The sequence below is a fragment of the Streptomyces sp. YIM S03343 genome, assembly GCF_054729195.1.
Genome location: NZ_JBPUKX010000001.1, coordinates 6,995,503 through 7,021,971, shown reverse-complemented (window position 1 = coordinate 7,021,971; position 26,469 = coordinate 6,995,503). Strand labels below are relative to the sequence as shown.

The 26,469-nt window shown below is 72.1% G+C and carries 19 protein-coding genes; 12 read left to right on the top strand and 7 right to left on the bottom strand.

The features are described from left to right. Window positions 1-792, bottom strand: coding sequence for an SDR family oxidoreductase (locus tag ACSYGN_RS31005; RefSeq protein WP_460401439.1), 792 nt, complete (start codon window positions 790-792; stop codon window positions 1-3). A gap of 47 nt (window positions 793-839) precedes the next feature. Here ACSYGN_RS31005 and ACSYGN_RS31000 point away from each other — a divergent pair, with 47 nt between their 5' ends. Continuing rightward, on the top strand, window positions 840-2,018 hold the full coding sequence (locus tag ACSYGN_RS31000) for an acyl-CoA dehydrogenase family protein (RefSeq protein ID WP_460401437.1): 1,179 nt from the start codon (window positions 840-842) through the stop codon (window positions 2,016-2,018). Continuing rightward, window positions 2,018-3,013, top strand: a complete 996-nt coding sequence (locus ACSYGN_RS30995; RefSeq protein ID WP_460401435.1) for an acyl-CoA dehydrogenase family protein — start codon at window positions 2,018-2,020, stop codon at window positions 3,011-3,013. Before ACSYGN_RS31000 ends, ACSYGN_RS30995 begins: the two co-directional genes overlap by 1 nt. Before the next feature lie 27 nt (window positions 3,014-3,040). On the opposite strand, the gene ACSYGN_RS30990 is transcribed toward ACSYGN_RS30995, so the two are convergent. Beyond that, a complete protein-coding gene (locus ACSYGN_RS30990; protein WP_460401433.1) occupies window positions 3,041-3,763 on the bottom strand; it encodes a vWA domain-containing protein in 723 nt (240 codons plus the stop codon). A gap of 148 nt (window positions 3,764-3,911) precedes the next feature. Between ACSYGN_RS30990 and ACSYGN_RS30985 the strand changes: the two genes are divergently transcribed. Then, window positions 3,912-4,823 (top strand): rhomboid family intramembrane serine protease, encoded by a 912-nt coding sequence (locus tag ACSYGN_RS30985; RefSeq protein ID WP_460401431.1) that lies wholly within the window; start codon window positions 3,912-3,914, stop codon window positions 4,821-4,823. Window positions 4,824-4,901: 78 nt separating this feature from the next. On the opposite strand, the gene ACSYGN_RS30980 is transcribed toward ACSYGN_RS30985, so the two are convergent. Together ACSYGN_RS30980 and ACSYGN_RS30975 are read right to left on the bottom strand one after the other, a co-directional pair. Further along, on the bottom strand, window positions 4,902-5,945 hold the full coding sequence (locus ACSYGN_RS30980) for a glycoside hydrolase family 113 (RefSeq protein WP_460401429.1): 1,044 nt from the start codon (window positions 5,943-5,945) through the stop codon (window positions 4,902-4,904). Between the two features lie 14 nt (window positions 5,946-5,959). After that, a complete protein-coding gene (locus ACSYGN_RS30975) occupies window positions 5,960-7,858 on the bottom strand; it encodes a DUF2334 domain-containing protein (protein ID WP_460401427.1) in 1,899 nt (632 codons plus the stop codon). Window positions 7,859-8,283: 425 nt separating this feature from the next. On the opposite strand from ACSYGN_RS30975, the gene ACSYGN_RS30970 reads away from it, so the two are divergent. From ACSYGN_RS30970 to ACSYGN_RS30960, 3 genes are all read left to right on the top strand, one after another. Then, entirely contained in the window at window positions 8,284-9,528 is a 1,245-nt protein-coding gene (locus ACSYGN_RS30970; RefSeq protein ID WP_460401425.1) for a glycosyltransferase, read from the top strand. A 174-nt stretch (window positions 9,529-9,702) separates the two neighbouring features. Continuing rightward, window positions 9,703-10,968, top strand: a complete 1,266-nt coding sequence (wecB, locus tag ACSYGN_RS30965; protein WP_460401423.1) for a non-hydrolyzing UDP-N-acetylglucosamine 2-epimerase — start codon at window positions 9,703-9,705, stop codon at window positions 10,966-10,968. After that, complete coding sequence (locus ACSYGN_RS30960) at window positions 10,965-11,684, top strand: calcium-binding protein (RefSeq protein ID WP_460401421.1); 720 nt, start codon at window positions 10,965-10,967, stop codon at window positions 11,682-11,684. Before wecB ends, ACSYGN_RS30960 begins: the two co-directional genes overlap by 4 nt. Before the next feature lie 173 nt (window positions 11,685-11,857). Here ACSYGN_RS30960 and ACSYGN_RS30955 read toward each other — a convergent pair whose 3' ends face one another. The 3 genes from ACSYGN_RS30955 to ACSYGN_RS30945 all read right to left on the bottom strand — a co-directional run bounded on the left by ACSYGN_RS30955 (window position 11,858) and on the right by ACSYGN_RS30945 (window position 19,005). After that, window positions 11,858-13,321 (bottom strand): glutamate synthase subunit beta, encoded by a 1,464-nt coding sequence (locus ACSYGN_RS30955; protein WP_460401419.1) that lies wholly within the window; start codon window positions 13,319-13,321, stop codon window positions 11,858-11,860. Further along, window positions 13,314-17,906, bottom strand: a complete 4,593-nt coding sequence (gene gltB / locus ACSYGN_RS30950; RefSeq protein WP_460403845.1) for a glutamate synthase large subunit — start codon at window positions 17,904-17,906, stop codon at window positions 13,314-13,316. Before gltB ends, ACSYGN_RS30955 begins: the two co-directional genes overlap by 8 nt. Before the next feature lie 367 nt (window positions 17,907-18,273). Next, complete coding sequence (locus tag ACSYGN_RS30945) at window positions 18,274-19,005, bottom strand: VIT1/CCC1 transporter family protein (protein WP_460401417.1); 732 nt, start codon at window positions 19,003-19,005, stop codon at window positions 18,274-18,276. Between the two features lie 277 nt (window positions 19,006-19,282). On the opposite strand from ACSYGN_RS30945, the gene ACSYGN_RS30940 reads away from it, so the two are divergent. The 6 genes from ACSYGN_RS30940 to ACSYGN_RS30915 all read left to right on the top strand — a co-directional run bounded on the left by ACSYGN_RS30940 (window position 19,283) and on the right by ACSYGN_RS30915 (window position 26,421). After that, on the top strand, window positions 19,283-20,323 hold the full coding sequence (locus ACSYGN_RS30940; RefSeq protein ID WP_460401415.1) for an ADP-ribosylglycohydrolase family protein: 1,041 nt from the start codon (window positions 19,283-19,285) through the stop codon (window positions 20,321-20,323). Window positions 20,324-20,586: 263 nt separating this feature from the next. Further along, window positions 20,587-21,717 (top strand): ADP-ribosylglycohydrolase family protein, encoded by a 1,131-nt coding sequence (locus ACSYGN_RS30935; protein WP_460401413.1) that lies wholly within the window; start codon window positions 20,587-20,589, stop codon window positions 21,715-21,717. Window positions 21,718-21,724: 7 nt separating this feature from the next. Then, entirely contained in the window at window positions 21,725-22,888 is a 1,164-nt protein-coding gene (locus ACSYGN_RS30930) for an ADP-ribosylglycohydrolase family protein (RefSeq protein ID WP_460401411.1), read from the top strand. Window positions 22,889-22,949: 61 nt separating this feature from the next. Continuing rightward, complete coding sequence (locus ACSYGN_RS30925; RefSeq protein ID WP_460401409.1) at window positions 22,950-24,317, top strand: ADP-ribosylglycohydrolase family protein; 1,368 nt, start codon at window positions 22,950-22,952, stop codon at window positions 24,315-24,317. Continuing rightward, on the top strand, window positions 24,314-25,537 hold the full coding sequence (locus ACSYGN_RS30920; protein WP_460401407.1) for a CaiB/BaiF CoA transferase family protein: 1,224 nt from the start codon (window positions 24,314-24,316) through the stop codon (window positions 25,535-25,537). Before ACSYGN_RS30925 ends, ACSYGN_RS30920 begins: the two co-directional genes overlap by 4 nt. Beyond that, window positions 25,534-26,421: an HpcH/HpaI aldolase/citrate lyase family protein gene (locus ACSYGN_RS30915; protein ID WP_460401405.1), complete on the top strand. Its 888-nt coding sequence runs from the start codon at window positions 25,534-25,536 to the stop codon at window positions 26,419-26,421. The genes ACSYGN_RS30920 and ACSYGN_RS30915 overlap by 4 nt, the downstream gene beginning before the upstream one ends. Window positions 26,422-26,469 lie beyond the last annotated feature (48 nt).

Genomic DNA, 26,469 nt, shown 5'->3' with positions numbered 1-26,469 from the left:
TCAGGGGTGCCGGCTGCTGACGGAGACGACCTCGCCGGTCATGTACGACGAGTAGCCGGACGCCAGGAACACGATCACGTTGGCCACCTCCCAGGGCTCCGCGTACCGTCCGAAGGCCTCGCGCGCGGTGAGGTCCGCGAGCAGTTCGGGTGTCGTCACCTTCACCAGGTGGGGATGCATGGCGAGGCTCGGCGCGACCGCGTTGACCCGCACCCCGTAGGCGGCGGCCTCGACGGCCGCGCAGCGGGTCAGGGCCATCACCCCGGCCTTGGCGGCCGCGTAGTGGGCCTGTCCGGCCTGGGCGCGCCAGCCCACCACGGAGGCGTTATTGACGATCACCCCGCCCGCGCCGGAGGCACGCATGGCGCGCAGTGCGGCCCGGGTGCAGCGGAAGGTGCCGTTCAGTGTCACGTCGAGCACCTTCGACCATGCGTCGTCGGTCATGTCGGCCAGTTCCGAGGTGCCGCCCAGACCGGCGTTGTTGACGACGACGTCCAGCCGCCCGTGCACCCGCTCAGCCGTGTCGAACAGGGCCCGCACCTGAGCCTCGTCGGTGACGTCGCACGGCTGCGCGGCAACGGCGTCCGCGCCGAACTCGGCGGTCAGCGCGGCCTCGTGCTCCTTGAGCCGACGCGCATGGGCGTCGCTGACGAGCACGCGGGCGCCCTCCTCCAGGAAGCGCCGCGCGGTGGCCCCACCGATGCCCGCGCCTGCCGCCGCGGTGACGACGGCGGTGCGCCCCGCCAGCAGTCCGTGCCCGGGAACGTACGCCGGACTCTCGACGCCTGTCATGACCCCACGCTAACCTACCAAACACTTGTTAGGGAAGGAGCCGGACGGTGGACCTCACGCTCTCCCCCGCCGACGAGGCATTCCGCGCCGAGGCTCGCGCCTGGCTGGCCGCGCATGTGCCCGCGGTCCCGCTGCCGTCCCTGGAGACGGCGGCGGGCTTCGCGGCGCACCGCGCCTGGGAGGCCGAACTGGCCGCGGACCGCTGGTCGGTGGTGTCGTGGCCCGAGGAGTACGGCGGCCGGGGCGCGGGGCTGGTGCGGTGGCTGGTGTTCGAGGAGGAGTACTGGGCGGCGGGCGCGCCGGGCCGGGTGGGCCAGAACGGCATCAGCCTGCTCGCCCCGACCCTCTTCGACCACGGCACGGAGGAGCAGCGCGTGCGGGTGCTGCCGCCGATGGCGTCCGGCGAGGTGGTCTGGGCGCAGGCGTGGTCGGAGCCGGAGGCGGGCTCGGACCTGGCCTCGCTCACCTCGCGTGCGGTGCGCACGGCGGGGGGCTGGCTGCTGAGCGGGCACAAGACGTGGTCGTCGCGCGCGGCCTTCGCGGACCGCGCGTTCGGTCTGTTCCGCAGTCATCGCGACACTCCGAAGCGCCATCAGGGCCTGACCTGTCTGATGTTCGACCTGCGCGCCCCCGGCGTCACGGTCCGCCCGATCGGCCGTCTCGACGGGAAGCCGGCCTTCGCGGAGCTGTTCCTGGACGAGGTGTTCGTGCCCGACGAGGATGTGATCGGCGAGCCGGGGCAGGGCTGGCGGATCGCGATGGCGACGGCAGGCAGCGAGCGCGGGCTCACCCTGCGTTCCCCCGGGCGGTTCCTCGCCGCCGCCGGGCGGCTGACGGACCTGTGGCGGGCGTGCGGCCGTCCGGATCATGTGCGCGACAGGGTGGCGGACGCCGTGATCGGAGCCCGTGCCTACCAGTTGTTCACCTACGGCGGTGCCTCCCGCTTCCTGGCGGGTGAGCCGCTGGGCCCGGAGTCCAGTCTGAACAAGGTGTTCTGGTCGGAGTACGACATCGCGCTGCACGAGACGGCCCTCGACCTGCTCGCGGAGGCGGGCGGAGGCGGCGAGTACGAGTACGAGTGCGGCTACGAGGGCGAGTGCGCGGACACCGACTGGGCGGAGGGGTACGTGTTCTCCCTCGCGGGGCCCATCTACGCGGGCACCAACGAGATCCAGCGCGACATCGTCGCCGAGCGGCTGCTCGGCCTGCCGAAAGGGCGCCGCTGATGCGTTTCCTCCTCGACACCGAGCAGCGCGCGTTCGCGGACTCCCTGGACGCCCGGCTGAAGGCCGCGGACACCCCGTCGGTGGTACGGGACTGGAGCCGGGGCGAGCACGGCGGCGGCCGTGCGCTGTGGCGGGAGCTGGCCGAGGCGGGCGTGTTCGCGCTGGCGGTGCCCGAGGAGTACGGGGGGTTCGGCCCCCGTCCGGTCGAACTGGCCGTCGCCTTCATCGAGCTGGGGCGGCACGCGGTACCGGGACCTCTGGTGGAGACGGTGGCGTCGGCCGCCCTGCTGACCCGGCTCGGCGACCCCGGCCCGGCCGGACACCTGCTGCCCGCACTGGCCTCGGGCGAGGCGACGGCGACCCTGGCACCGGCCGACGGCGGCCCTCTGCTGGACGCGGACGTGGCGGACGTACGGCTAGTGGTGTCCCGTCGATTCACGGGACCCGAACTGCGTCTGGCCTCCGCCCCCACGGCCCCGCCCCGCCGCTCCCTCGACCCCGCCCGCCGTCTGTTCCGCCCCCCTCCCGGCGGCGAACTTCTCGCCACCGGGCCCCGTGTCACCGTCGCCGCGGCCCACGCGCTCACCTGGGCCCGGCTGGCCACCGCCGCCCAGGCCCTCGGCACCGGACTCGCCCTGCTGGACCGCACAGTGGCGTACGCCGTGCAGCGCACCCAGTTCGGCGTGCCGATCGGCACCTTCCAGACCGTCAGGCACCGGCTGGCGGACGCCAGGATCGCCCTGGAGTTCGCGCGCCCCCTGCTGTTCGGCGCCGCGCTGACCCTGGCCCCGGCCGATGTGGCCGCCGCGAAGGTCACCGCCTGCGAGGCGGCGTACACGACGGCCCGCACCGCGCTCCAACTGCACGGCGCGATCGGCTACACGACGGAGTACGACCTGTCCCTCTGGCTCACCAAGGCCCGCGCCCTGCTCACCGCCTGGGGCACCCCGAGCCGGTGCCGGGCGGCGGTGCTGGACGAGGGAAGCGGCCTGTAGAGGCCCCTCTTCGTCCGGTCCCGCCGGTCACTGCTCCCCCACGATCCCCAGCCCCCGTGCCGCCGCCAGCCACGCCGGGAACTCCCCCACCAGCCGGTCGTAGAGCTCGGCATCCGGCATCCGCCGCGGATCGGAACCGGCGTGGAAGAAGCCGGCGTTGTCCACCACCCGGTGCTCGGGCACCGCCAGTTCGTCGAGCTTGCGCAGGAAGTCGAACTGCTTGCTGCGCGGGTCGCCGAACCCGATGAACTGCCAGAACAGCGGCAGCTTGGCCGCCTTGCACAGATACCGTTCCGCGGCGAGCTTGTTGATGGGGCCGCCGTCGGTCTGGAAGACCACCAGGGCGGGGTCCTGGGCGCCGCTGTCGAGGTAGTGGTCGATGACGGCGTCCATCGCCAGGTGGTAACTGGTCTTGCCCATGTGCCCGAGTCCGGCGACGATCCGCTCGACGCTGCCCCGGTGCCCGGCCAGGGCGATGTCGGTCACGGCGTCCACGTCGGTCGAGAAGAAGACCACCGGGACGTGTCCGTCGTCGTCGAGGTGGGCGGACAGCCCGAGCACCCGGTCGGCGAGTTCCTGGACGGAACCGTCCTTGTAGTAGGGCTTCATGGAGCCCGAGTAGTCGATCACGAGGTACACGGCGGCCCGCCGGCCCTCCAGCCCGTGCCGGGCGAGGGACGCCCCGGCGCTCTTGTACAGGCTGACCAGCGCGGGCGCGGTCTCCTCGACTTTCTTCAGACTGATCGCCACCGTGGCTCCCTGTTCTCCCGCTGTCAGTTTCTTTCGCTGTCTTTCGCTTTCCTTCGCTATTTTGTTCGCTGCCGTCCCCACCGGCCCAGCCACCCCGTCAATCCCCTCCGCATCGTTCGTATCGCCCGCATCACCCAAGGAGCCGGTCGTGGATTCCGAGTCCACCGTCACCACCTGCTATCGCCACCCCACGGTGGAGTCCCACGTCCGCTGCACCCGCTGCGAGCGGTACATCTGTCCGGACTGTATGCGCGAGGCCCCCGTCGGCCACCAGTGCGTGGAGTGCGTGAAGGAGGGCGCGCGGTCGGTGCGCCAGGCGCGCACGCCGTTCGGCGGCCGGATCTCGGCGGTGCCGCTGGTGACGTACGTCCTCATAGGGCTGAACGTCCTCGGCTATCTGGCGGAGGTGGTGCGGCCGTCGGTGGTGGACCGCTTCGCGATGCTCGGCGCGCGGCTGGTGGGCCCGGACGGCCTGTACTACGTCTGGCAGTCCGGCTACCCCACCGGCTACCACGCCGACGGTGTGGTCGGCGGGCAGTGGGAGCGGATGCTGACCGGCGCGTTCCTGCATCTGCCGCCCAGCGCGGGGACGTTCGGGATCCTGCACATCGTGATGAACATGGTGACGCTGTGGAATCTGGGCCGTGTGGTGGAGCCGCTGCTGGGCCGGTTGCGCTTCGCCGTGCTGTATCTGCTCTCCGCGCTCGGCGGCTCGGTGCTGGTACTGCTGGTTGCGCCGGGCACCCAGACGGTCGGCGCGTCCGGCGCGATCTTCGGCATCGGCGCCGCGTACTACGTGATCGCACGCAGGATGGGCGCCGACATGCAGAGCGTCAACCGGTTCATGGCGGGGCTGCTGCTGTGGCTGCTGCTCTCCGCCATGTACACCTCCTGGCAGGGCCATCTCGGCGGGCTGCTCGCGGGCGGTCTGGTCACGCTGGCGTACGCGTACGCACCCCGGGACAGCCGCCGCACCCTGGTCCAGGCCGGAACCTGCGTCGCACTGCTGGTGCTGCTGGTGGTCCTGACGGCCGCCAAGGTCGCCCAACTCGGCGGCTGACCGAGAGCGGCGGGCCGAGACCGCTGACCGGGGCCGGTGGCCGACCCGCAGTCACCGCCCCTCCCCGGCCCGCCGGAGTCACTTCGTCCACTTCTCCCGCAGCACCTGCTCCGCCGGTTTCCCGTGCGGGGTGTACGCCAGCGCGGCGGGCGTCTCCCCGCTGCCCGGCCAGTCGTCCCACATCCACCAGCACACCCCCGCCCACCATGCGCGGCCCGCGAAGGAGTCGAGCAGCGCCCGGTAGGCGGCGGCCTGTTCGGCGTCGCCGGGGTGTTTGCTGACGGTCCAGGAGAACGGCTCGGTCGACGAGCCGCGCTGGCTGACATACCCCGCCTCGGTGAACAGGATCTTCCGGCCCTGGCGCGCGGAGTACGCGGCGAGGCTCCGGGCGATCGGCGTCCAGGCCTGGCGCAGCCGGGCGGGGTCGGTGGTGGGCCTCTCGGACAGCGGCCAGTAGGCGTCGATGCCGATGAGGTCGAGGTCCTGCCAGAAGTGGATGTGCCGGTACTCGTCGTAGTTGGCGGCGTAGGTGAGCGGTCCGTCGTAGTGGTCGCGGACCGCGCGGATCACCGTCCGCCAGGCAGCCGTGTCGCCGGAGACCCCGGCGAGTTCGGTGCCGACGGCGAGCTGCTCGACGCCGGTGCCGGCGGCGAGATCGGCGTAGTGGGTGATGAAGCGGCGGTACGCGGCGAACCAGGCGGCGCGGTCGCGGGGGCGGATCCCGGCGCGGTCCTCGTCGCCGGGCAGGTCGATGTGCGGCTTGATCATCACCTTGAACCCGGCCGTGTGCGCCCGCCGCACGATGTCGCGGACGCTGGTGTCGCTCGCGGTCTCCTCGGTGGTGTGCGGGCCGGAGTCGGTGACGCGGTTCTGGTACCAGGTCGGGGTGAGGGTGATCCAGCGCGCGCCGGTCGCCCTGATGTCCCGCAGATAGCGCGGGGCTGCCGGGCTGTCGTAGTCGGCGCGGTTCCAGGAGGGCAGGGTCATGCCGCGCATGACGGTCGTCCGGAGTTCGGGGCGGGAGGCGGATGTGCCGCCGTGGGCGGAACCGGGCCCGCTGCCGGAGGAGCAGCCGGTGACGGCGAGGAGGGCCGCCGCCACGAGGGCGGCGGCCTTCCTCATCGGGGCGGGCCGGCTCACAGGGCCGCCGGGCTGACGAAGGTGTAGCCGAGGGCCTTGATGCCGTCGACGGTGTCCTTGAGCGGCTGGACCGGGTAGTAGGGGTGGTAGAAGAAGCTGGCGAAGCCGTCGCGGACGGCGAGGTTCGCCTTGGCTGCGGCGATCAGGTCGGCGGGCAGCCGCGCCGGGTGGTTGTTGAACGCCTCGGGCTCGTAGTTGCCGATGTTCTCGGGCAGCACCTTGGTGCCGTAGACGTCCTTGACGACGTACGGGAAGAACTGGCCGATGAACCGGTTCGGCTCGGCCGAGGCGCCGCTGAGGGTGCCGGCGAAGTAGAGCGAACGCTCCAGGCGGGCGTTGAAGTTGGCGCTGAAGACCTTGTAGTCGGCGGCGGAGCCCGCGTAGTGCGGGGTGGTCCACAGGGTCGGCTTCGGCAGGCCCGCCTTGGTGAACTCGGCGAGTGCGGCGGTCACCCGGGCCTGCGCCCAGAGGGCGGAGTCCTCGGCGACCGGGCCGTCGTAGACGACATTGTCCGCGCTGTCGATGTGCGCCCGGTAGAACTCGAAGTCGTCGCCGGTGACGCCGTTGTAGGGGTTGGCCGTGTTGCCGTGCTGGTGCGTGTAGCCGTGGTCCATCAGGACGGCGCCCCGGTCCAGCATGTACTTGATGGCGCTGACCACCTGCGGCCGCTCAGAGAGCGTGACCGTCTGCGCCACGCCGTTGTTGTAGGTGCCGTTGGGGTCCGTGTAGACGGGGATCACGTTGATGCCGTAGGGGATGTTCTCCGACTTGAGGTAGTCGGCGACGGCCCGCAGGCTGGCCGGGTCGGCGTCGGGGCTGATGTCCTCCAGGCGGACCATCGCGCGGTGCCGCTCGGCCGTGGCCGGGGCGAGGGCGTCGAACAGCAGGTCCTCGAAGGCGATCACGCGGTCGGTCTCGGAGACGTAGGAGAACGGGATCTCACCGAGGTAGGTGAGGTTGGCGGAGCGGATCGCCCAGCCGAAGGTGTGCCCGTTGGAGGTGTCGAGGCCCTCCGCGAGCCGGGTGACGGCAGGATACCCGGGGCCCGTCAGGACGTCGGGGCGCAGCACGCCGCCGTCCTGTCCGGCCGGGATCTTCCGGGTGAGGCTCTGGCCGCGGTACGTCACCTGCGTGACGGTGCCTACGGAGCCGCCGTCCGCGTAGTACGACGAGGTCGGGTCCCAGCCGTACGTCTGTGTGAACTGGGCGGTGCCGATGGAGTCCGCCATGCCCCAGATGTTGGCGCCCAGCCAGGTCACCGGGGTTGTCGAGGCGGCGACGTCCTGGTAGAAGGCGGCCGGGACGGCGTCCGGGACGGAGCCGCCGTAGTAGGTCGAGCCGAGGTAGATCACGGAGGTGTACGAGTTGATCGTCCCGGCGGTGTACTGCTGGACCGGCTTGGCGGTCACGGTGCCGAAGTGGCCCGCGAGGTTGGCCGTGGCCATCGCGTACAGCTCGCCGAGCTGGCCGTAGGGGCCGGTGGTGTCGTAGAGCACGAGCGTGGTCGGGTCGGCGGCGGTGGTGGCCCCCAGCGGGGTCGCCCGGCGGGTCGCCGTGGCCGAGGCACGGACCGGGCTGACCGCGCCGGCCCTGGTGACCGTGGTGGCCCTGGTGGCCGTGGTGCGGGCGCGGAAGGGCTTCGGGCTCGGCCGGTCGTGCCGGGCCCGGTCGGCGGCGAGCTGGGCCTGTGCCCAGCCCTTGAGGTCGACACGGTTGACGGCGGACCCGGGATGGCGTGACTCGCCGGGGTGGCGGCGTCCGCTCGCCGCGTTCGCGCCGGCGGCCAGGAACGTGCCGCTCAGCAGTGCGGTCAGGAGCAGCAGGACTACGGAGCACCTGGAGAATCCGGTGAATCCTCGTCGTCGAGGACGGAACATGTGCAGCAGTGGTCTCACGACCTTTCCCCCCACTTTGCCAAGTATTGGCAAAGACTTTTTCCTTGCGAAGTCACCGATTCTTCTGATGATCAAGAGGGGTGTCAACGCCCCGATGGGTGAATTCCAGGAGAGTCATCAGACCCCACCAGAAGATCGGACATGTCCTTTTTTCTGATGCACTTCAGAGTCGGCCGCCGGGTCTGCTAGGTTCACCACCGCGCGATGGGGACGCGCACCGAAAAGTGGGGGGAAAATGTACGGACGACCCGCTGTGGGGACTCTGTTACCACTGGCAGGAGCTGTGGCGGCGCCGGAAGCGGTGCCCGGACTGCCATTGGCCAAAACCTTACAGGCGATAGCCGGAGCCGGATTCATGTTCTATTGTCTGGCGGCTTGCCTGATACTCCTGGCCCGTGTAAAGCTCCGATGGAGCAGGAGCGGCCGTGACCATTGAGCCGCTCCTGTGGTCGAGCATCACTCTGATTGTGATGGCCGGCTGTTACAACAGTGGTCTGTTTGTGCTCTCGCGGCGCAGAATTCGCCGTTCCCGTATCGACCGGCGGGAGCGTTTCTACGTATTTCTGCTGGCCTGTCTGAACGAGGAGAAAGTCCTCTCGGAAAGCCTTGCCCGTATCACCTCGTTGCCCGCCGGGAATTTCATGGCACTGGTGATCGACGACGGCTCCGACGACCGTACGGCCGAGATCGCGCGGGCCGCCGACCCGGACAGGGTGCGGCTGCACCGCCGTACCCCGCCGAACGCCCGCCGCGGCAAGGGCGCCGCCCTCAACGACGGCGTGCGGCATCTCAGGGAGTCCGGGCTGCTGGCCGGCCGGGACCCCGCGGACGTCGTGCTGTGCGTGGTCGACGCGGACGGACGGCTGGACCCGCATGTCGTGCAGTCGGTCGACCCGTACTTCGACGACCCGGGCACCGGCGCCGTGCAGATCTGCGTCCGTATGTACAACCGTCACCAGGGGCTGCTGGCGCGGATGCAGGACATGGAGTTCGTCGTCTACGGCGATGTGTTCCAGAGCGCGCGGCGCTTCATCGGCAGCGTGGGCATGGGCGGCAACGGGCAGTTCATGCGGCTGTCGGCGCTCGACACCCTCGACGGCGACGGCCCCTGGAGCGACAGCCTGACCGAGGACCTCGATCTCGGGGTGCGGCTGATCGCCAAGGGCTGGACCACCATGCACTGCACGACGGCCGCGGTCTCCCAGCAGGCCGTGCTCAGTCTGCGCCGGCTGGTGCGGCAGCGCTCCCGCTGGTTCCAGGGCCATCTCCAGTCGGCACGTCTCGTCCCGCTCATCCTGCGGGACGTGCCCACCCGTCCGGCGCTCGATCTGCTCTACCACCTCTCCAGCCCGGTCCTGATCCTGCTCACCTCGCTGCTGCCGCTGTCCTTCCTGGTCGCCCTCGCGGCCACGGTCGCCGCCTCGGTGCAGCTGGGGCATCCGCTGGTGTCACCGATGTGGCTGCTCGGCCCGTATCTGCTCTCGTTCACGGCGGCCTACGCCTACGGTTTCGTCTACGCCAAACGCGAGCGTGAACTCGGCCTGATGCGCTGCGTGCTGCTCGCGCACGTCTTCGTCTTCTACGGCTACATCTGGTTCGCCGCCGGCTGGTGGGGGTTCTGGCGGATGCTCACCGGCAAGAACACCTGGCTGAAGACGGCCCGCACCTGAGCACCGCTCCGTCCGGTGCCGGGCGGGTCCGCGTCCGCGCGCCCGCCCGGCCCTCGCCCTGATCTCTCATCGCTGATCGCTGATCCCCGATCTCTCATCGCTCATCTCTCTGCACCGCACCGCAAACAGCACGTGGTCGCGCGGCGATCACGCATGCCCGAGGGGGGCTCCTTCATGTCCGCATCCGCGTCGACGACATCCGCGTCCACGTCCGGACCGACCGTTCCGGTACGTGCCATGCTGGTGCTCGGCACCCGGCCCGAGGCCATCAAACTGGCCCCGGTGGCACGGGCGATGGCCGCCGACATCCAGTTCGACCCGGTCGTCGTCACCACCGGCCAGCACCGTGAGATGCTGCACCAGATGCTCGATCTGCTGTGTGTCGACGCCCGGATCAGGCTCGATGTGATGCGCGAGCGGCAGCAGCTGTCCGAGCTGACCGCCCGTCTGATCGGCGAACTCGGCCATGTCATGCGGGATCTGCGGCCCGATCTGGTCATGGTGCAGGGGGACACCACGACCGCGCTGGCCGGTGCCCTGGCCGCCTTCTACGAGAAGATCCCGGTCGCCCATGTGGAGGCCGGGCTGCGCACCGGCGTCATCGACAACCCGTTCCCCGAGGAGCTCAACCGCAGCCTCATCGGCCGTATCGCCCGCTGGCACTTCGCACCGACGCCGGCCGCGGCCCGGCATCTCAGCGCGGAGGGCGTCCCCGAGGAGCAGGTCTTCGTCACCGGCAACACCGTGATCGACAATCTGCTGTGGGTGCTGGCCGAGGGCACCGGCACCTCGGCGTTCCGCACCGGCGCCAAGCGGATCCTGGTCACCCTGCACCGCCGGGAGAACCAGGGCGAGCGGATGCGGGGCATGGGCCGGGCGCTGACCCGGCTCGCGTCGCGCGGGGACGTGGAGATCGTGCTGCCGCTGCACAAGAGCCCGGCCGTACGGGACGCGCTGCTGCCCGAACTCGACGGCCACGACGGCATCACGCTCGTCGAGCCGCTGGGCTACCTGGACTTCGCGGCCACCCTCGCCGAGTGCGACCTCGTCCTCACCGACTCGGGCGGTATCCAGGAGGAGGCGCCCAGTCTGAGCAAGCCCGCGCTGGTGCTGCGCACCACGACCGAGCGCCCGGAGGCCGTCGAGGCGGGAGCGGCCCGGCTCGTGGGCACCGACCCGGAGACCATCGTGCGGTGCGCGGAGCGGCTGCTGGACGACCCGGCGGAGTACCGGCGGATGGCCGCCGCGGGCAACCCGTTCGGCGACGGCCGGGCCACCGCCCGCGTCCTCGCCCAGCTCGCCGAGGACTTCGCCGCCGACGTGCCGGTCGGCCTCACCGTGTCCGGGCCGTACACGGCGCCGCCCGGACCGTACTCGGCATCCGAGCCGTACACGGCGTCCGAGCCGTACACGGCATCCGGGCCGTACTCCGCCGCATGACACCGCCGCCCCCGCGCCCCCGGCGCCGCATCCCGCACCTCGCACCGGTCCCGCCGGGGCGCGGGGGCCGTCTGTTCACCGCCCTGGCGCTGACGCTCGCGGCGGCGGCCCTGCTGTCGGTCGTCGTGGTCCGGTGCCAGGGCCCCGGCGCACCCCCGCCCGAACCCTGGACGGACGGCTCCCTGCACGGCCGCTGGCTGTCGGTGTTCAACGGCCACGGCACCAACACGGGTGACGACGGCTCCCTGTCGCTGTCCCCGAGGGCCGCCGAGGACCGCGGCACCACGCACGCCGGGCTGGTAGTAAGCATCGCCTCCTACCGCGACGTACGGTACGAGGCGCGGATGCGGACGGTACGGCAGCTGCGGGACCCCGGGCCGAACCCCTGGGAGGTGCCGTGGCTGGTGTGGGCGTACACCGACCCGGAGCACTTCTACTACGTCACCCTCAAGCCCAACGGCTGGGAGCTGGGCAAGCGGGATCCCGCGTATCCGGGGGGCCAGCGTTTCCTGGCCACCGGGCGGCGGCCGTACCCGGTGGGCGCCTGGTACGCGGTGCGGGTGCGGCAGGACGGGGCCGTGCTCACCGTGGAGGCCGGCGGGCGGCGGCTGGTGATGTTCACCGACATCGAGCGGCCGTACGCCGCGGGCCGGGTGGGGGCGTACACCGAGGACGCGACGGTCAGGTTCGAGGGGCTCATAGCGCACTCCGGCTGACGGCGACCGCGGACGTCGGAAGGCGCAAGGCGGCGCCTGCCCAGTCGTCCGGTCGGGGACTGGCGGGCAGGCGCCGTCTGGGGAGTCACCGGGGTTGTGCCCCGGGATGACCCGCCCGTACACCTTTGTACGGGACACTGTGCGATGTTTCTTGCTGCGCCCTCTGCGGGCGCTCAGACCATCAGCGCGCGGTCCGTCGGCCTCACCGGTGCCGGCAGGGAGCTGGCGCCGGTCAGGAAGCTGTCGACACCGCGGGCGGCGGAACGGCCCTCGGCGATCGCCCACACGATGAGCGACTGGCCGCGGCCCGCGTCACCGGCGACGAACACACCCGGCACATTGGTCTGGAAGTCGGCGTCGCGGGCGACGTTGCCGCGCTGATCGAGCTCCAGGCCGAACTGCTCGACCAGGCCGTTCTCCCGGTCGGTGCCGGTGAAGCCCATGGCCAGGGTGACCAGCTGGGCGGGGATCTTGCGCTCCGTGCCCGGCTTCTGGGTCAGCGAGCCGCCCGTGAACTCGACCTCGGCCATGTGCAGCCACTGGACGTTGCCGTCCTCGTCGCCCTCGAAGTGGGTGGTCGAGACGGAGTAGACCCGCTCGCCGCCCTCCTCGTGGGCGCTGGTCACCTTGTAGAGCATGGGGAAGGTCGGCCAGGGCTGGTCGACCGGGTCCCGCTCGTCCTCCGGGCGGGGCATGATCTCCAGCTGGGTGACCGAGGCCGCGCCCTGGCGGTGGGCGGTGCCCACGCAGTCGGCGCCGGTGTCGCCGCCGCCGATGACGACGACGTGCTTGCCCTCGGCCGAGATCGGCGAGGTGACGTAGTCGCCCTCCTGGACCTTGTTGGCCAGCGGCAGATACTCCATCGCCTGGTACACGCCCTTGAGCTCCCGGCCCGGGACGGGCAGGTCGCGGGAGGTGGTGGCACCGGCGGCGATGACGACGGCGTCGTAGCGCTTGCGCAGATCGCCGGCCTTGATGTCGCGGCCGATCTCGACACCGGTGCGGAAGCGGGTGCCCTCCGCGCGCATCTGCTCGATACGGCGGTTGATGTGCCGCTTCTCCATCTTGAACTCGGGGATGCCGTAGCGCAGCAGGCCGCCGACGCGGTCGGCGCGCTCGTACACCGCGACGGTGTGGCCCGCCCGGGTGAGCTGCTGGGCGGCGGCCAGGCCCGCGGGGCCCGAGCCGATGACGGCGACCGTCTTGCTGGAGTGGCGCTCGGGGATCTGCGCGGCGACCCCGCCGGCCTCCCACGCCTTGTCGATGATGGAGACCTCGACGTTCTTGATGGTGACCGGCGGCTGGTTGATGCCGAGCACACAGGCCGCCTCGCAGGGCGCCGGGCACAGCCGCCCGGTGAACTCCGGGAAGTTGTTCGTGGCGTGCAGCCGCTCGGCGGCGGCGGTCCAGTCACCGCGGTAGGCGAAGTCGTTCCACTCGGGGATCAGGTTCCCGAGCGGACAGCCGTTGTGGCAGAACGGGATGCCGCAGTCCATGCACCGGCCGGCCTGCTTGCCGATGATCGGCAGCAGCGAGCCGCGGACATAGACCTCGTTCCAGTCCTGGAGGCGCTCGCCGACGGGGCGGGACGTGGCGACCTCACGGCCGTTCTTCAGGAAGCCCTTGGGGTCAGCCATTGCTCGCCGCCTCCATCATCTTCTGAGTGATCTCGGTCTCGGACAGACCGGCTCGCTCGGCGGCGTCCTTGGCGGCGAGCACTGCCTTGTAGGTGGTGGGGATGATCTTGGAGAACCGCTCCACCGCGGTGTCCCACTCCGCGAGCAGCTTCCCGGCGACCGTGGAGCCCGTGTCCTCCTGGTGGCGGCGCACCACGTCGTGCAGCCACTCCTTGTCCGTCTCCGCCAGGGCCTCCACGGCGGCGAGGTTGCCGGAGTTGACGTTGTCGCGGTCGAGGTCGATGACGTAGGCGACACCGCCCGACATGCCCGCCGCGAAGTTGCGGCCGGTCGGGCCGAGGACCACGGCGTGGCCGCCGGTCATGTACTCGCAGCCGTGGTCGCCCACGCCCTCGGCGACCACCGTCGCGCCGGAGTTGCGCACACAGAACCGCTCGCCGGTACGGCCCCGCAGGAACAGCTCGCCGCCGGTCGCGCCGTAGGCGATGGTGTTGCCGGCGATCGTCGAGTACTCGGCGAGGTGGTCGGCGCCCCGGTCCGGGCGGACGACGACACGGCCGCCGGAGAGGCCCTTGCCGACGTAGTCGTTGGCGTCGCCCTCCAGGCGCAGGGTGACACCGCGCGGCAGGAAGGCGCCGAAGGACTGGCCCGCGGAGCCGGTGAAGGTGATGTCGATGGTGTCGTCGGGCAGGCCCGCCCCGCCGAACTTCTTGGTCACCTCGTGGCCGAGCATGGTGCCGACGGTGCGGTTGATGTTGCGGATGGCGACCTGGGCGCGCACCGGCTGGGCGTCGGTCGCCGAGTCGGCCGCGAGGGCGTCGGCGGCGAGCTTGATCAGCTCGTTGTCGAGCGCCTTCTGCAGGCCGTGGTCCTGGGCGACCGTCTGATGGCGCAGCGCGCCCTCGGGCAGCTCCGGCACATGGAACAGCGGGGCCAGCTCCAGACCCTGCGCCTTCCAGTGGTTGACGGCGCGGGTCACGTCGAGGGCCTCGGCGTGGCCGACGGCCTCCTCGACGGTGCGGAAGCCCAGCTCGGCGAGCAGTTCGCGGACCTCCTGCGCGATGAACCGGAAGTAGTTCACGATGTACTCGGCGCGGCCGGAGAAACGCTCCCGCAGAACGGGGTTCTGGGTGGCGATGCCGACCGGGCAGGTGTCGAGGTGGCAGACGCGCATCATGACGCAGCCGGACACCACGAGCGGGGCGGTCGCGAAGCCGAACTCCTCGGCGCCGAGCAGCGCGGCGACGACCACGTCGCGGCCCGTCTTGAGCTGGCCGTCGGTCTGTACGACGATGCGGTCGCGCAGCCCGTTGAGCAGCAGGGTCTGCTGGGTCTCGGCGAGGCCGAGCTCCCAGGGGCCGCCCGCGTGCTTGAGGGAGGTCAGCGGGGAGGCGCCGGTGCCGCCGTCGTGGCCGGAGATCAGCACGACGTCCGCGTGGGCCTTGGACACACCGGCGGCGACCGTGCCGACGCCGACCTCGGAGACCAGCTTCACATGGATGCGGGCGGCCGGGTTGGCGTTCTTGAGGTCGTGTATGAGCTGGGCGAGGTCCTCGATGGAGTAGATGTCGTGGTGCGGCGGCGGGGAGATGAGCCCCACGCCCGGCGTCGAGTGCCGGGTCTTCGCCACCCACGGGTAGACCTTGTGGCCGGGCAGCTGGCCGCCCTCGCCGGGCTTGGCGCCCTGCGCCATCTTGATCTGGATGTCGTCCGCGTTGACGAGGTACTCGCTGGTCACGCCGAAGCGGCCGGAGGCGACCTGCTTGATGGCGCTGCGGCGCGCCGGGTCGTACAGCCGATCCGGGTCCTCGCCGCCCTCACCGGTGTTGGACTTGCCGCCCAGCTGGTTCATGGCGATGGCGAGGGTCTCGTGCGCCTCGCGGGAGATGGAGCCGTACGACATGGCGCCCGTCGAGAAGCGCTTGACGATCTCGGAGACCGGCTCGACCTCGTCGACGGGGATCGACGGCCGGCCGGAGGCGAAGGTGAACAGACCGCGCAGCGTCATCAGACGCTCGGACTGCTCGTTCACGCGCTCCGTGTACTTCTTGAAGATGTCGTAGCGCTTGGTGCGGGTCGCGTGCTGGAGACGGAAGATCGTCTCCGGGTCGAACAGATGCGGTTCGCCCTCGCGGCGCCACTGGTACTCGCCGCCGATCTCCAGGGCGCGGTGGGCGGGCGCGATGCCGCTGACCGGGTACGCCTTGGCGTGCCGGGCGCCGACCTCCTTGGCGATGACGTCGATGCCGACGCCGCCGAGCTTGCTGGTGGTGCCGGCGAAGTACTCGGCGACGAAGCCCTCGTCCAGGCCCACGGCCTCGAAGACCTGGGCGCCGCGGTAGGAGGCGACGGTGGAGATGCCCATCTTGGACATGACCTTGAGGACGCCCTTGCCGAGGGCGTAGATCAGGTTGCGGATGGCCTGCTCGGACTCGATGCCGTTCAGGAAGGTGCCCGCGCGCACCAGGTCCTCGACGGACTCCATCGCCAGGTACGGGTTGATGGCGGCGGCGCCGTAGCCGATCAGCAGGGCGACGTGGTGGACCTCGCGGACGTCACCGGCCTCGACGAGCAGGCCCACCTGGGTGCGCTGCTTGGTGCGGATGAGGTGGTGGTGGACGGCCGCGGTGAGCAGCAGCGAGGGGATCGGCGCCTGCTCGGCGTCGGAGTGGCGGTCCGACAGGACGATGAGGCGGGCGCCGTTCTCGATGGCGGCGTCGGCCTCGGCGCGGATCTCCGCGAGGCGCGCGGCGAGGGCTTCGCCGCCGCCGGAGACCCGGTACAGGCCGGAGAGGGTGGCGGCCTTGAAGCCGGGCATGTCGCCGTCGGCGTTGATGTGGATGAGCTTGGCCAGCTCGTCGTTGTCGATCACCGGGAAGGGCAGGACGACGCTGCGACAGGAGGCGGCCGTGGGCTCCAGCAGGTTGCCCTGCGGGCCGAGGGCGGAGCGCAGCGAGGTGACGAGCTCCTCGCGGATGGCGTCCAGCGGCGGGTTGGTGACCTGCGCGAACAGCTGGGTGAAGTAGTCGAACAGCAGCCGGGGGCGCTCGCTGAGCGCGGCGATCGGCGAGTCGGTGCCCATCGAGCCGATCGGCTCGGCGGCCGCCTTGGCCATCGGCGCGAGGATGATGCGCAGCTCCTCCTCGGTGTAGCCGAAGGTCTGCTGGCGGCGGGTGACCGAGGCGTGGGTGTGGACGATGTGCTCGCGCTCGGGGAGGTCGCCGAGCTCGATCTCGCCGGCCTGGAGCCAGTCGGCGTAGGGGTTCTCGGCGGCGAGCTGCGCCTTGATCTCGTCGTCCTCGATGATGCGGTGCTCGGCGGTGTCGACGAGGAACATCCGGCCGGGCTGGAGGCGGCCCTTGCGGACGACCTTCGCGGGGTCGATGTCGAGGACGCCGACCTCGGAGCTGAGGACGACGAGGCCCTCGTCGGTGACCCAGTAGCGGCCGGGGCGCAGTCCGTTGCGGTCGAGGACGGCGCCGACCTGGGTGCCGTCGGTGAAGGTGACGCAGGCGGGGCCGTCCCAGGGCTCCATCATCTGGGCGTGGAACTGGTAGAAGGCGTGCCGGGCGGGCTCCATGGAGTCGTGGTTCTCCCACGCCTCCGGGATCATCATCAGCACGGAGTGCGGCAGCGAGCGGCCGCCGAGGTGGAGGAGTTCGAGCACCTCGTCGAAGGACGCCGAGTCGGAGGCGTCGGGGGTGCAGACCGGGAAGAGCCGGTCGAGCCCCTTGTCCCCGAACAGTTCCGAAACCAGCTGGGACTCGCGGGCTCGCATCCAGTTGCGGTTGCCCTTGACGGTGTTGATCTCGCCGTTGTGCGCGACGAACCGGTAGGGGTGGGCGAGCGGCCACGACGGGAAGGTGTTCGTGGAGAACCGGGAGTGTACGAGCGCGATCGCGGAGGCGAAGCGGCGGTCGGACAGGTCCGGGAAGAAGGGCTCCAGCTGGCCCGTGGTGAGCATGCCCTTGTAGACGATCGTGCGGGCCGACAGCGACGGGAAGTAGACGCCCGCCTCGCGCTCGGCGCGCTTGCGCAGCGCGAACGCCTTGCGGTCCAGCGCGATGCCCTCGCTGCTGCCGTCGGTCACGAAGATCTGCCGGAAGGCGGGCATGGTGGAGCGCGCGGTGGCGCCGAGCAGTTCGGGTGCGACGGGGACCTCGCGCCAGCCGAGGACGGTGAGGTTCTCGTCGGCGGCGATCGCCTCGATACGGGCGACCGCGTCCGCGGCGTCGTCCTCGGGGAGGAAGGCGATGCCGACGGCGTACGCCCCGGCGGCGGGCAGCTCAAATCCGGCCACCTCGCGGAAGAAGGCGTCGGGGACCTGGGAGAGCAGTCCGGCGCCGTCGCCCGAGTCGGGCTCGGAGCCGGTCGCGCCGCGGTGCTCCAGATTGCGCAGAACGGTCAGCGCCTGCTCGACCAGCGTATGGCTCGCCTCGCCCGTGAGGGTGGCCACAAAGCCGACACCGCAGGCGTCGTGCTCGTCGCGGGGGTCGTACATACCCTGCGCAGCAGGGCGAGCATCCATGAAGGACCAGTTCTGGCCATTCTCGGAATGCTGGGACGGCTGGCGCGGCGTACGCATCGGCTCTCCCGTCGTCGTCATGTGGCATATGCAAGGTGCCGAGGGACGACGTTGGCCCTCTGCGTGAGTGCAAAATTTCGTGCAGGTTACATGATGGAAGCATTCCCGGGAACCGAAAAGTCCGTTCCAACATGCGAGCACCGCGCGGCCACGGGAGGGTTCCGCGCCGGGCGGTGAGTGAAGGGGGACCGATGGGGACAGATCGGTGTCCGTCGGTCCTGGGGCGAGGGAGGCTTCGTCGTCCACCTCGTGGGTGCATGGCAGGCGTCATTGCCCGCGGCGCTTACGGCTCATGCCCGGCGGACAACGACTCGAAACCAGCGAGTAACAACTACTTATACGGTCCGTCGCATAAGTAGCAGTCACCTCATCCTACGGCCGTTCCGAACAGGTTGCCCAGGACGTACGTCACACCGGCCGCGGCGGCACCGAGCCCGAGCTGGCGCAGCCCGCTGTACCACCAGGTGCGCGCGGTCACCTTGGCCACGACCGCGCCGCAGCCGAAGAGCCCGAACAGGGCGAGGATCAGGGAGGGCCACAGGACGGTCACCCCGAAGAGGTACGGCAGTACGGGGAGGATGGCACCCATCGCGAAGGCACCGAAGGACGACCAGGCGGCGACCATCGGCGAGGGCAGCTCGCCGGGGTCGACACCGAGTTCTTCGCGGGCGTGGATCTCCAGCGCCTGCTCGGGGTCGTGCGAGAGCTGCCGGGCCACCTCGCGGGCCAGCTTCGGCTCGACACCGCGCGCCTCGTACAGCGCCGCGAGCTCCTCCTCCTCGGCCTCCGGGTGCTTGCGCAGCTCACGGCGCTCGACCTCCAGTTCCGCCTCGACCAGCTCGCGCTGCGAGGCGACGGAGGTGTACTCGCCGGCCGCCATGGAGAAGGCACCGGCGGCGAGGCCGGCGAGGCCCGTGATGACGATGGCCTGATGACCGACGTCTCCGCCCGCGACGCCGGTGATCAGGGCGAGGTTGGACACCAGGCCGTCCATGGCGCCGAAAACTGCGGGACGCAGCCAGCCACCGTTCACATCGCGGTGCGTGTGATTGTCCCGGTGCGCCACATGGAGTGCGGCATCGGTGTCGATGATGGCCATACGGGAAATCCCCCCAAGGGAAGCTAAGGCAAAGCTAACTTTAGACCAAGTCTACTTTTCGATAACACGAAGATACGCCGGGAGATTCCCCCGCGCCAGCAAGGGGAGGCTGGGCTAATCAGCGCTTTTGTCTCCGCCGGCACGTCCCGGGTCTTCGGGATGCCGGTCGGCCGGGTGACCGGATGCCGCCGACCGGGTGCCACCGACCGTGCCGCCGACCGGGTGACACTGCCACGCGAACGGCTCTCCCGCCGTTTCGCCGTGGGACACATCCCCCATGGCACCGACCGCCCGTACCACCCCGGTCCCGGCCGACGGGAACGCCACCGGGAACGCTATCGGGAACGCCCGGGGGCACGACCCCGGGCCGCGCGCACGGGGACGCGGCGCACTGCTCGGCCTCGCCGTCGGGGACGCCCTCGGGGCGCCCGCCGAGAACATGAAGCCCTCGGAGATCCGCGCCCGCTGGGGCCGTATCACCGGCTACGTCGCGGAACGTCCCGCGGGTACGGACGACACCGAGTACGCGATCTTCTCGGGGCTGCTGCTGGCCCGGCACGGCTCGTGCCTCACCCCGGCGCATGTCGAAGCGGCCTGGCACGAGTGGATCGCCGACCGCGACGAGGGTCCCTTCCGCGGCGCCGGTTTCAGCGAGCGCGGCACGCTGGAGAACCTGCGCCGGGGGCTCGCGGCGCCCATCTCCGCGCAGCACCGGCACGCCTGGAGCGACGGGCTCGCCATGCGGGCGGCGCCCTTCGGGGTGTTCGCCGCGGGCCGTCCCGCCGAGGCGGCCCGACTGGTCGCGATCGACGGTGCGGTGAGCCACGACGGCGAGGGCATCTACGGCGGCCAGGCGGTCGCGGCGGGAGTGGCGGCGGCGATGACGGGGGCGCCGCCCGGCACCGTGATCGCCTCGGCGCTGGCCGTGGTCCCGGACGACTCCTGGACCGCGCGGTCACTGCGCCGCGCGGTGACGGCGGCCCATCGCGGCGAACGCGCGGTGCGCTCCGCGGTGGTGATCGGGGGCTACCCATGGACCGACCTCGCGCCCGAGGCGGTCGCACTGGCCTTCGGGGCGTACGCGGCGGCGGACGGCGAGTTCCGGGACGCGGTGCTGACGGCCGTCAACATGGGCCGCGACGCCGATACGACTGCGGCGGTGGCGGGGGCGCTGGCTGGGGCGACGCAGGGGGAGGCGGCGATCCCGGAGGAGTGGGCCCGTGCGATCGGGCCGGCTCGGGGGAGTTGTCTGCCGTCGATGGCGGGCCATCACATTCTGTCGGTGGCCGACGCGCTGACGCCGGAGGCGGGGCCGTGAACCCGCCGTCGCCCTGGTCGGAGGGGGGAGGGGCCGGCCTTCCGGTGCCGGACTCGGTGGAAGCGGCGGAAGCGGCGGAAGTGGTGGAAGCGCCGGGTGCGGTGGATGCGGTGGAAGCGCCGGGTGCGGTGGATGCGGTGGGTGTTCCGGTGCGGGTCCAAGCGGGATGCGCCCCCGCCGCCCCTTCCCGGTCCCGTCCCCGGGGGCTTCGCCCCCGGGCCCCCGGGCCTTTGCCCGCCCACCGCCCGACTCGGTCGGCTGGAATGCGGACCCAGAAGGACAGCCAACGCACCCTAGGGCTTCTCCTCGGCCTCGCCGCCGGTGACGCCGCCGGATGGCCCGCCGCACGTCACCGGGCGTCCCGTATGCCCGACTGGACGCGTCGGCTCACCCGTGAGCTCGACACCTTCGCCGAGCACAACGCGACGACCACCCTCCCCGTCCCCATCGCCCTCAACCAGCCCCCCGAACCCCTCCGTCTCGGCCCCTCCGACGACGCCGAGTGGGCGGCGTTCGCCGCGGAGGCCCTGCTCCGTGCCGGGGACGACACCGCCCTCGGCGACCTCAGCCGCGAACGCCGTACCCGCGCCGCCATCGATCTCACCTGGAGCGCCGTCGCCTCCGAGATCGGTGCCGCGGCCGAGCGCGCCCCGGAGGTCGAGTCCGCCGTGCTCCCCCTGCGCGCCCGTATCTCCGTGCGCGCCGGACTCGGCAACCTCGCCGCCGGTCTGCGTCCGCCCGCCAGCGGCCACGACAACCCGCACTACTTCGACGACGCCGCCTGTGTCCGTGCCTGCGTGCTGGCCGTGGCCCACCCCGGGGACGCGGCCCATGCCGCCGACCTCGCCGAGTTCGACGCCCGTTACACCCAGGACGGCGACGGGGTGCACGGCGCCCGCGCCATGGCGGCGGCCCTCGCGCTCGCCCTCGCCGGAGCGGACACCGACGCCTGCGTGGCGGCGGCGCTCGCGGAACTCCCCCAGACCACGGAGATCGGCCGCAACGCACGCCACGCGCTGCGCCTCGCACACGACGGCGAGAGCGCCTTCGCCCTCGTCCCTCTGCTGGAGCACCAGATCGTGGACCACGTCTACAGCTACGGCATCGCCGCCGCCGAGACCGTCCCGGTCGCCCTGGCCCTGGTCACCGCGGCCCGCGGCCGGATCGCGGAGGCGGTACCGGCCGCGGCCTGTCTGTCCCGGGTCGCCGACTCCGCCCCGGCCCTCGCGGGCGCGCTGACCGGGGCGCTCGGCGGGGCGGCAGCGATCCCCGACTCGTGGCGGGACGCCTGCCGGGTCCTCTCCGGCTGTGTGCTGCCCCGTCTCACCGGTACCGATCTGGTGGAACTCGCCGGGCTGCTGGAAGCCGCACAACCGGCCCCGCCAGGGGGATGATTCGGGCATGACGCCCATAGGAGAAGACACGCTGGAGAGTCGCATCACCTCCGCCCTGGTCGGCGCGGCGGTGGGCGACGCCCTCGGCGGGCCCGTCGAGGGCTACTCCCCGGACCAGATCCTCGAACGCCACGGCGGCCGCGTCCACTGCATCGTCGGCCCCTGGAACGGCGACGCCTGGCGCACCGCCCGCCCCATCGCGCCGTACCACAAGGGCGACGGGCACGTCACCGACGACACCTTGATGACGCATGCGCTGGTGCGGGTGTACGCGACGGTCCGCGACCATCTCGACGCATACGCCGTCGCCGAGCATCTGGTGCCCGACCTGATGACCGAGCCCCGCTGGATCCCGGAGCTGGAGGCGGAGGCGCTTCTGCTCCAGCGGATCTTCCTCGCCGAGAAGTGGCTGGTGGCCCGGCTGCACTACGGCCACGCCGACCCCCGTGAGGCCGGGGCGGGCAACATCGTCAACTGCGGTGCCGCGATGTACATGGCGCCGGTCGGCCTGGTCAACGCGGCCAACCCGGCGGGCGCGTACGCCGAGGCCCTCGACATCGCGGGCGCCCACCAGTCGTCGTACGGCCGTGAGGCCGCCGGTGTCTTCGCGGCGGCGGTGGCCGCGGCGTGTACGCCGGGGGCGACGGCGGACTCCGTGGTGACCGAATGCCTGGCCCTGGCGAAGGACGGGACGCGCGCGGCGATCGAGGCGGTCTGCGAAACGGCCGCCCGGCACACGGAGTTCGAGCCGGCGCTGGCCGCGCTGCGGGAGGCGGTGGCGCCGTACGACACGGTCGGCCCCGACTACCGCGCACCCTCCCTCGGCGCCCGCCGCCCCTCCCGGCTGCACGCCATCGAGGAACTCCCCGTCGCCCTGGGGATGCTGACGGTGGCTCGGGGCGACTACCGCCAGACGGTCCTGGGCGCCGTCAACTACGGCAGGGACTGCGACTCCATCGCGACGATGGCCGGAGCCGTCGCGGGCGCCCTCGGCTCCCCGGTGCCCGAGGAGTGGTCCAAGCAGGTCGCCGAGGCCAGCCGCCTCGACCTGTGGGAACCGCCCCGCACCCTCACCGCGGTGACCCGCGAGATCTTCACCCGGGACCTGCACCGCCGCCGCACCCACGAAACGGCCTTCACCGCCCTGGGAGGCTCCTCTTGCCCCGACTGACCCCGTCTCGTCCCGACCGGCGGCGGAAGCTCGCCGTACGCACCGAGCCGGGAGGCGCCCTGTGCTGCGACTGACCTGGGTCCAGCCCGAGGATCTGCTGGGGCACGAGCTTCGGCAGGCCTCGCAGGACGGGCGGGAGCCGTCGGCTGTCGCGGCTCGGTGGGCCGCGGCGGGAGGGCCGGGCGCGCCGGTGCGGGCGGGGGCCTCGCCGCAGCCGGTGTCGCCGTATCTGCGGCTGCTCGCCGAGGATCTGCTGGACGAACTGGCCGATCTGCCCAGCTCACTCGCGGACCGTGAGCCGACCGGCCTCGCGAGGATCAAGGCTCTGTGTCCCGACTGGCCGGCCAGGCCCGACACCCCGCCGGCGGTTCCCGCGCCCCGCGCGCTCGAGGCCGCCTGGCTCGGCAGGGCGGCGGGCTGTCTGCTGGGCAAGCCCGTCGAGAAGCTTCCCCTGGACGGCATCCGCGCGCTCGCCCGCGCCACCGGCAACTGGCCGCTGACGACGTGGTTCACCGGCCGGGGTCTGCCCGACGATCTCGCCGCGCGCCACCCGTGGAACCGCAGGTCCGCTGCCACCTCCCTCGCCGAGAACATCGACGGCATGCCCGAGGACGACGACCTCAACTACCCGCTGCTCAACCTGCTGCTGCTCCAGCGGCACGGCCGGGGCTTCACCACCGCCGACGTGGCCCGGCTGTGGCTCGATCTGCTCCCCGCGGGCCGCACCTTCACCGCCGAGCGCGTCGTCTACCGCAATCTGCTGTGCGGCGTCGAACCCCCGCGCACCGCCCGCCACCGCAACCCGTTCCGCGAGTGGATCGGCGCCCTGATCCGCGCCGATGTGCACGGCTGGACCAACCCCGGCGACCCCGCGGCCGCCGCCGGACAGGCCCACCGCGACGCCGCCCTCAGCCACACCGCGAACGGCGTCTACGCGGCGATGTTCACGGCGGCGGTGATCGCGGCCGCCGCCACCGGCACGCACGATGTGCACGCCTGTCTGCGCACCGGGCTCACCGTGGTCCCGCCGCGCTCCCGGCTCGCCCTGGCCGTCCACGACGCGATCCGGCTCGCCCGCACCCACGAGGACTTCGACGACGTGGTGGACGAACTCCACGCCCGCCACTCCGCCCGCTACCACTGGGTGCACGCCATTCCCAACACCGCGCTCGTCGCCGCCGCCCTCACCCACTCCGGCGGCGACTTCGAGGGGGCCGTCTGCCGTGCCGTGTCCGGCGGTTGGGACACCGACTCCAACGGCGCCACCGCGGGAAGCGTCACCGCGCTGCTCGCCGGTTCACCCGCCGCCCTGCCCGAGCGGTGGACCGCTCCTCTCAAGAACCGGCTCGCCACCTCCGTCGCCGGTTTCGACGGCGTCGGCTTCGACACCCTCGCCCGGCTCACCCACCAGGAGGCCCGCCGCCCATGACCACACCGCCGCCCGCCACCGGCCCCGCGACCGCCGCGCCGCCCCTGAGCGGCCTGCGCGTCCTCGACCTGGCCACCCTGTTCGCGGGACCGCTGGCCGCGACGATGCTCGGCGACTTCGGCGCCGAGGTCGTCAAGATCGAGCACCCCGCCAAACCCGACCCGACCCGCGGCCACGGCCCCTCCAAGGACGGCGTCGGTCTGTGGTGGAAGCTGCTGGGCCGCAACAAGCGCACCATCACCCTGGACCTCTCCACGCCCGGTGGCCGCCGCACCCTGCTGCGGCTGGCCGCGACCGCCGATGTGATCGTCGAGAACTTCCGCCCCGGCACCCTGGAGCGCTGGCACCTCGGCTGGGACGAACTGTCCGCCGTCAACCCGCGGCTGGTGCTGGCCCGCGTCACCGCCTTCGGCCAGTTCGGCCCGTTCGCGCACCGGCCCGGCTTCGGCACCCTCGCCGAGGCGATGAGCGGCTTCGCCGCGATCACCGGGGAGCCGGACGCCCCGCCGACGCTCCCGCCGTTCGGCCTGGCCGACTCCATCGCGGGCCTCGCCACGGCGTACGCGGTGATGACCGCGCTGACCGCCCGCGACCGCACCGGCCGGGGCCAGGTGGTCGACATGGCGATCATCGAGCCGATCCTCACCGCCCTCGGCCCGCAGCCCGTCTGGTACGACCAGCTCGGCCACGTCCAGCCGCGCACCGGCAACCGTTCCCAGAACAACGCCCCGCGCAACACCTACCGCACCGCCGACGGAAGCTGGGTCGCCGTGTCGGCGTCGGCGCAGTCCGTCGCGGAGCGGGTGATGCGGCTGGTCGGCAGGCCCGAGCTGATCGAGGAACCGTGGTTCGCCACCGGCGCCGAGCGGGCCCGGCACGCCGACGAGCTCGACGCGGCGGTCGGCGACTGGATCGCCCGGCGCCCGCGTGCCGAGGTGCTGGACGCCTTCGAGAAGGCCGAGGCCGCGGTGGCGCCGGTGCAGGACGTCCGGGACGTGATGGACGACCCGCAGTACCGGGCCCTCGACAGCGTCACCACCCTCGACGACCCCGAACTCGGCCCGCTGCGCATGCAGAACGTCCTCTTCCGGCTCTCCGCCACCCCGGGCGCGATCCGCTGGGCCGGGCGGCCGCACGGCGCGGACACCGAGGAGGTGCTGACCGAGCTGGGCCTCGACGGCGCCGAACTCGCCGCCCTGCGCGCGGAGGGCGCCGTATGACGACCGAGGCCACGGCGACCCCGCTCACCTGGCTGTACGCCCCCGGTGACCGGCCGCAGACGGTGGCCAAGGCGCTGGCCGCCGGGGCGGACGTGGTCGTCGTCGACCTGGAGGACGCGGTCGCCCCCGACCGCAAGGCGTACGCGCGTGCAGCCACGGCCGAACTGCTGGGCGAGCCCCAGCCGGTGCCGGTGCATGTCCGGGTGAACGCCCTGGACGGCCCCTGTGCGGCGGCCGACCTGCGGGCTGTGGCGGGACTGCCGGGGGTGGCCGGGCTACGGCTGCCCAAGGTGACCTCGCCGCAGCAGATCACCCAGGTCACCGCGGCCGTCGAGGTGACCGAGGTGACCGAGGCCGTCGAGGTCACCGGGGCCGCGCCGCCCGCCGGGGGCGGTGCGCTCGCCCTCTACGCCCTGCTGGAGACCGCCCTGGGCATCGAGCGGGCCTTCGCCATCGCCTCCGCCCACCCGGCGCTGCGCGGTGTCGGGCTCGGGGAGGCCGATCTGCGGGCGGATCTGGGGGTGCGCAGCGACGAGGGGCTGGACTGGTGCCGTTCCCGGGTGGTGGTGGCCGCGCGGGCGGCCGGACTCGCCCCGCCCGCCCAGTCGGTGCACCCCGACACCCGGGATCTGGAGGGCCTGGCCGCGTCCTGCGCACACGGCCGGGCGCTCGGTTTCCTCGGCCGCGTTGCCATCCATCCGCGCCAGCTCCCCATCATCGAGCGGGCCTATCTTCCGACCGGGCGGGAGATCGAGGAGGCCGAGACGATCGTCAAGGCGGCCGCGACGGAACGCGGCGCCCAGGCCCTGCCGGACGGCCGTTTCATCGACGCGGCGGTGGTGGCCATGGCACGGCGGACGCTGGCGCTGGCCCGGCGGTCCTGACAGACGGACGGGCGCCCGGTCGAACTCCGGGCGACCGTATCGCCGTAG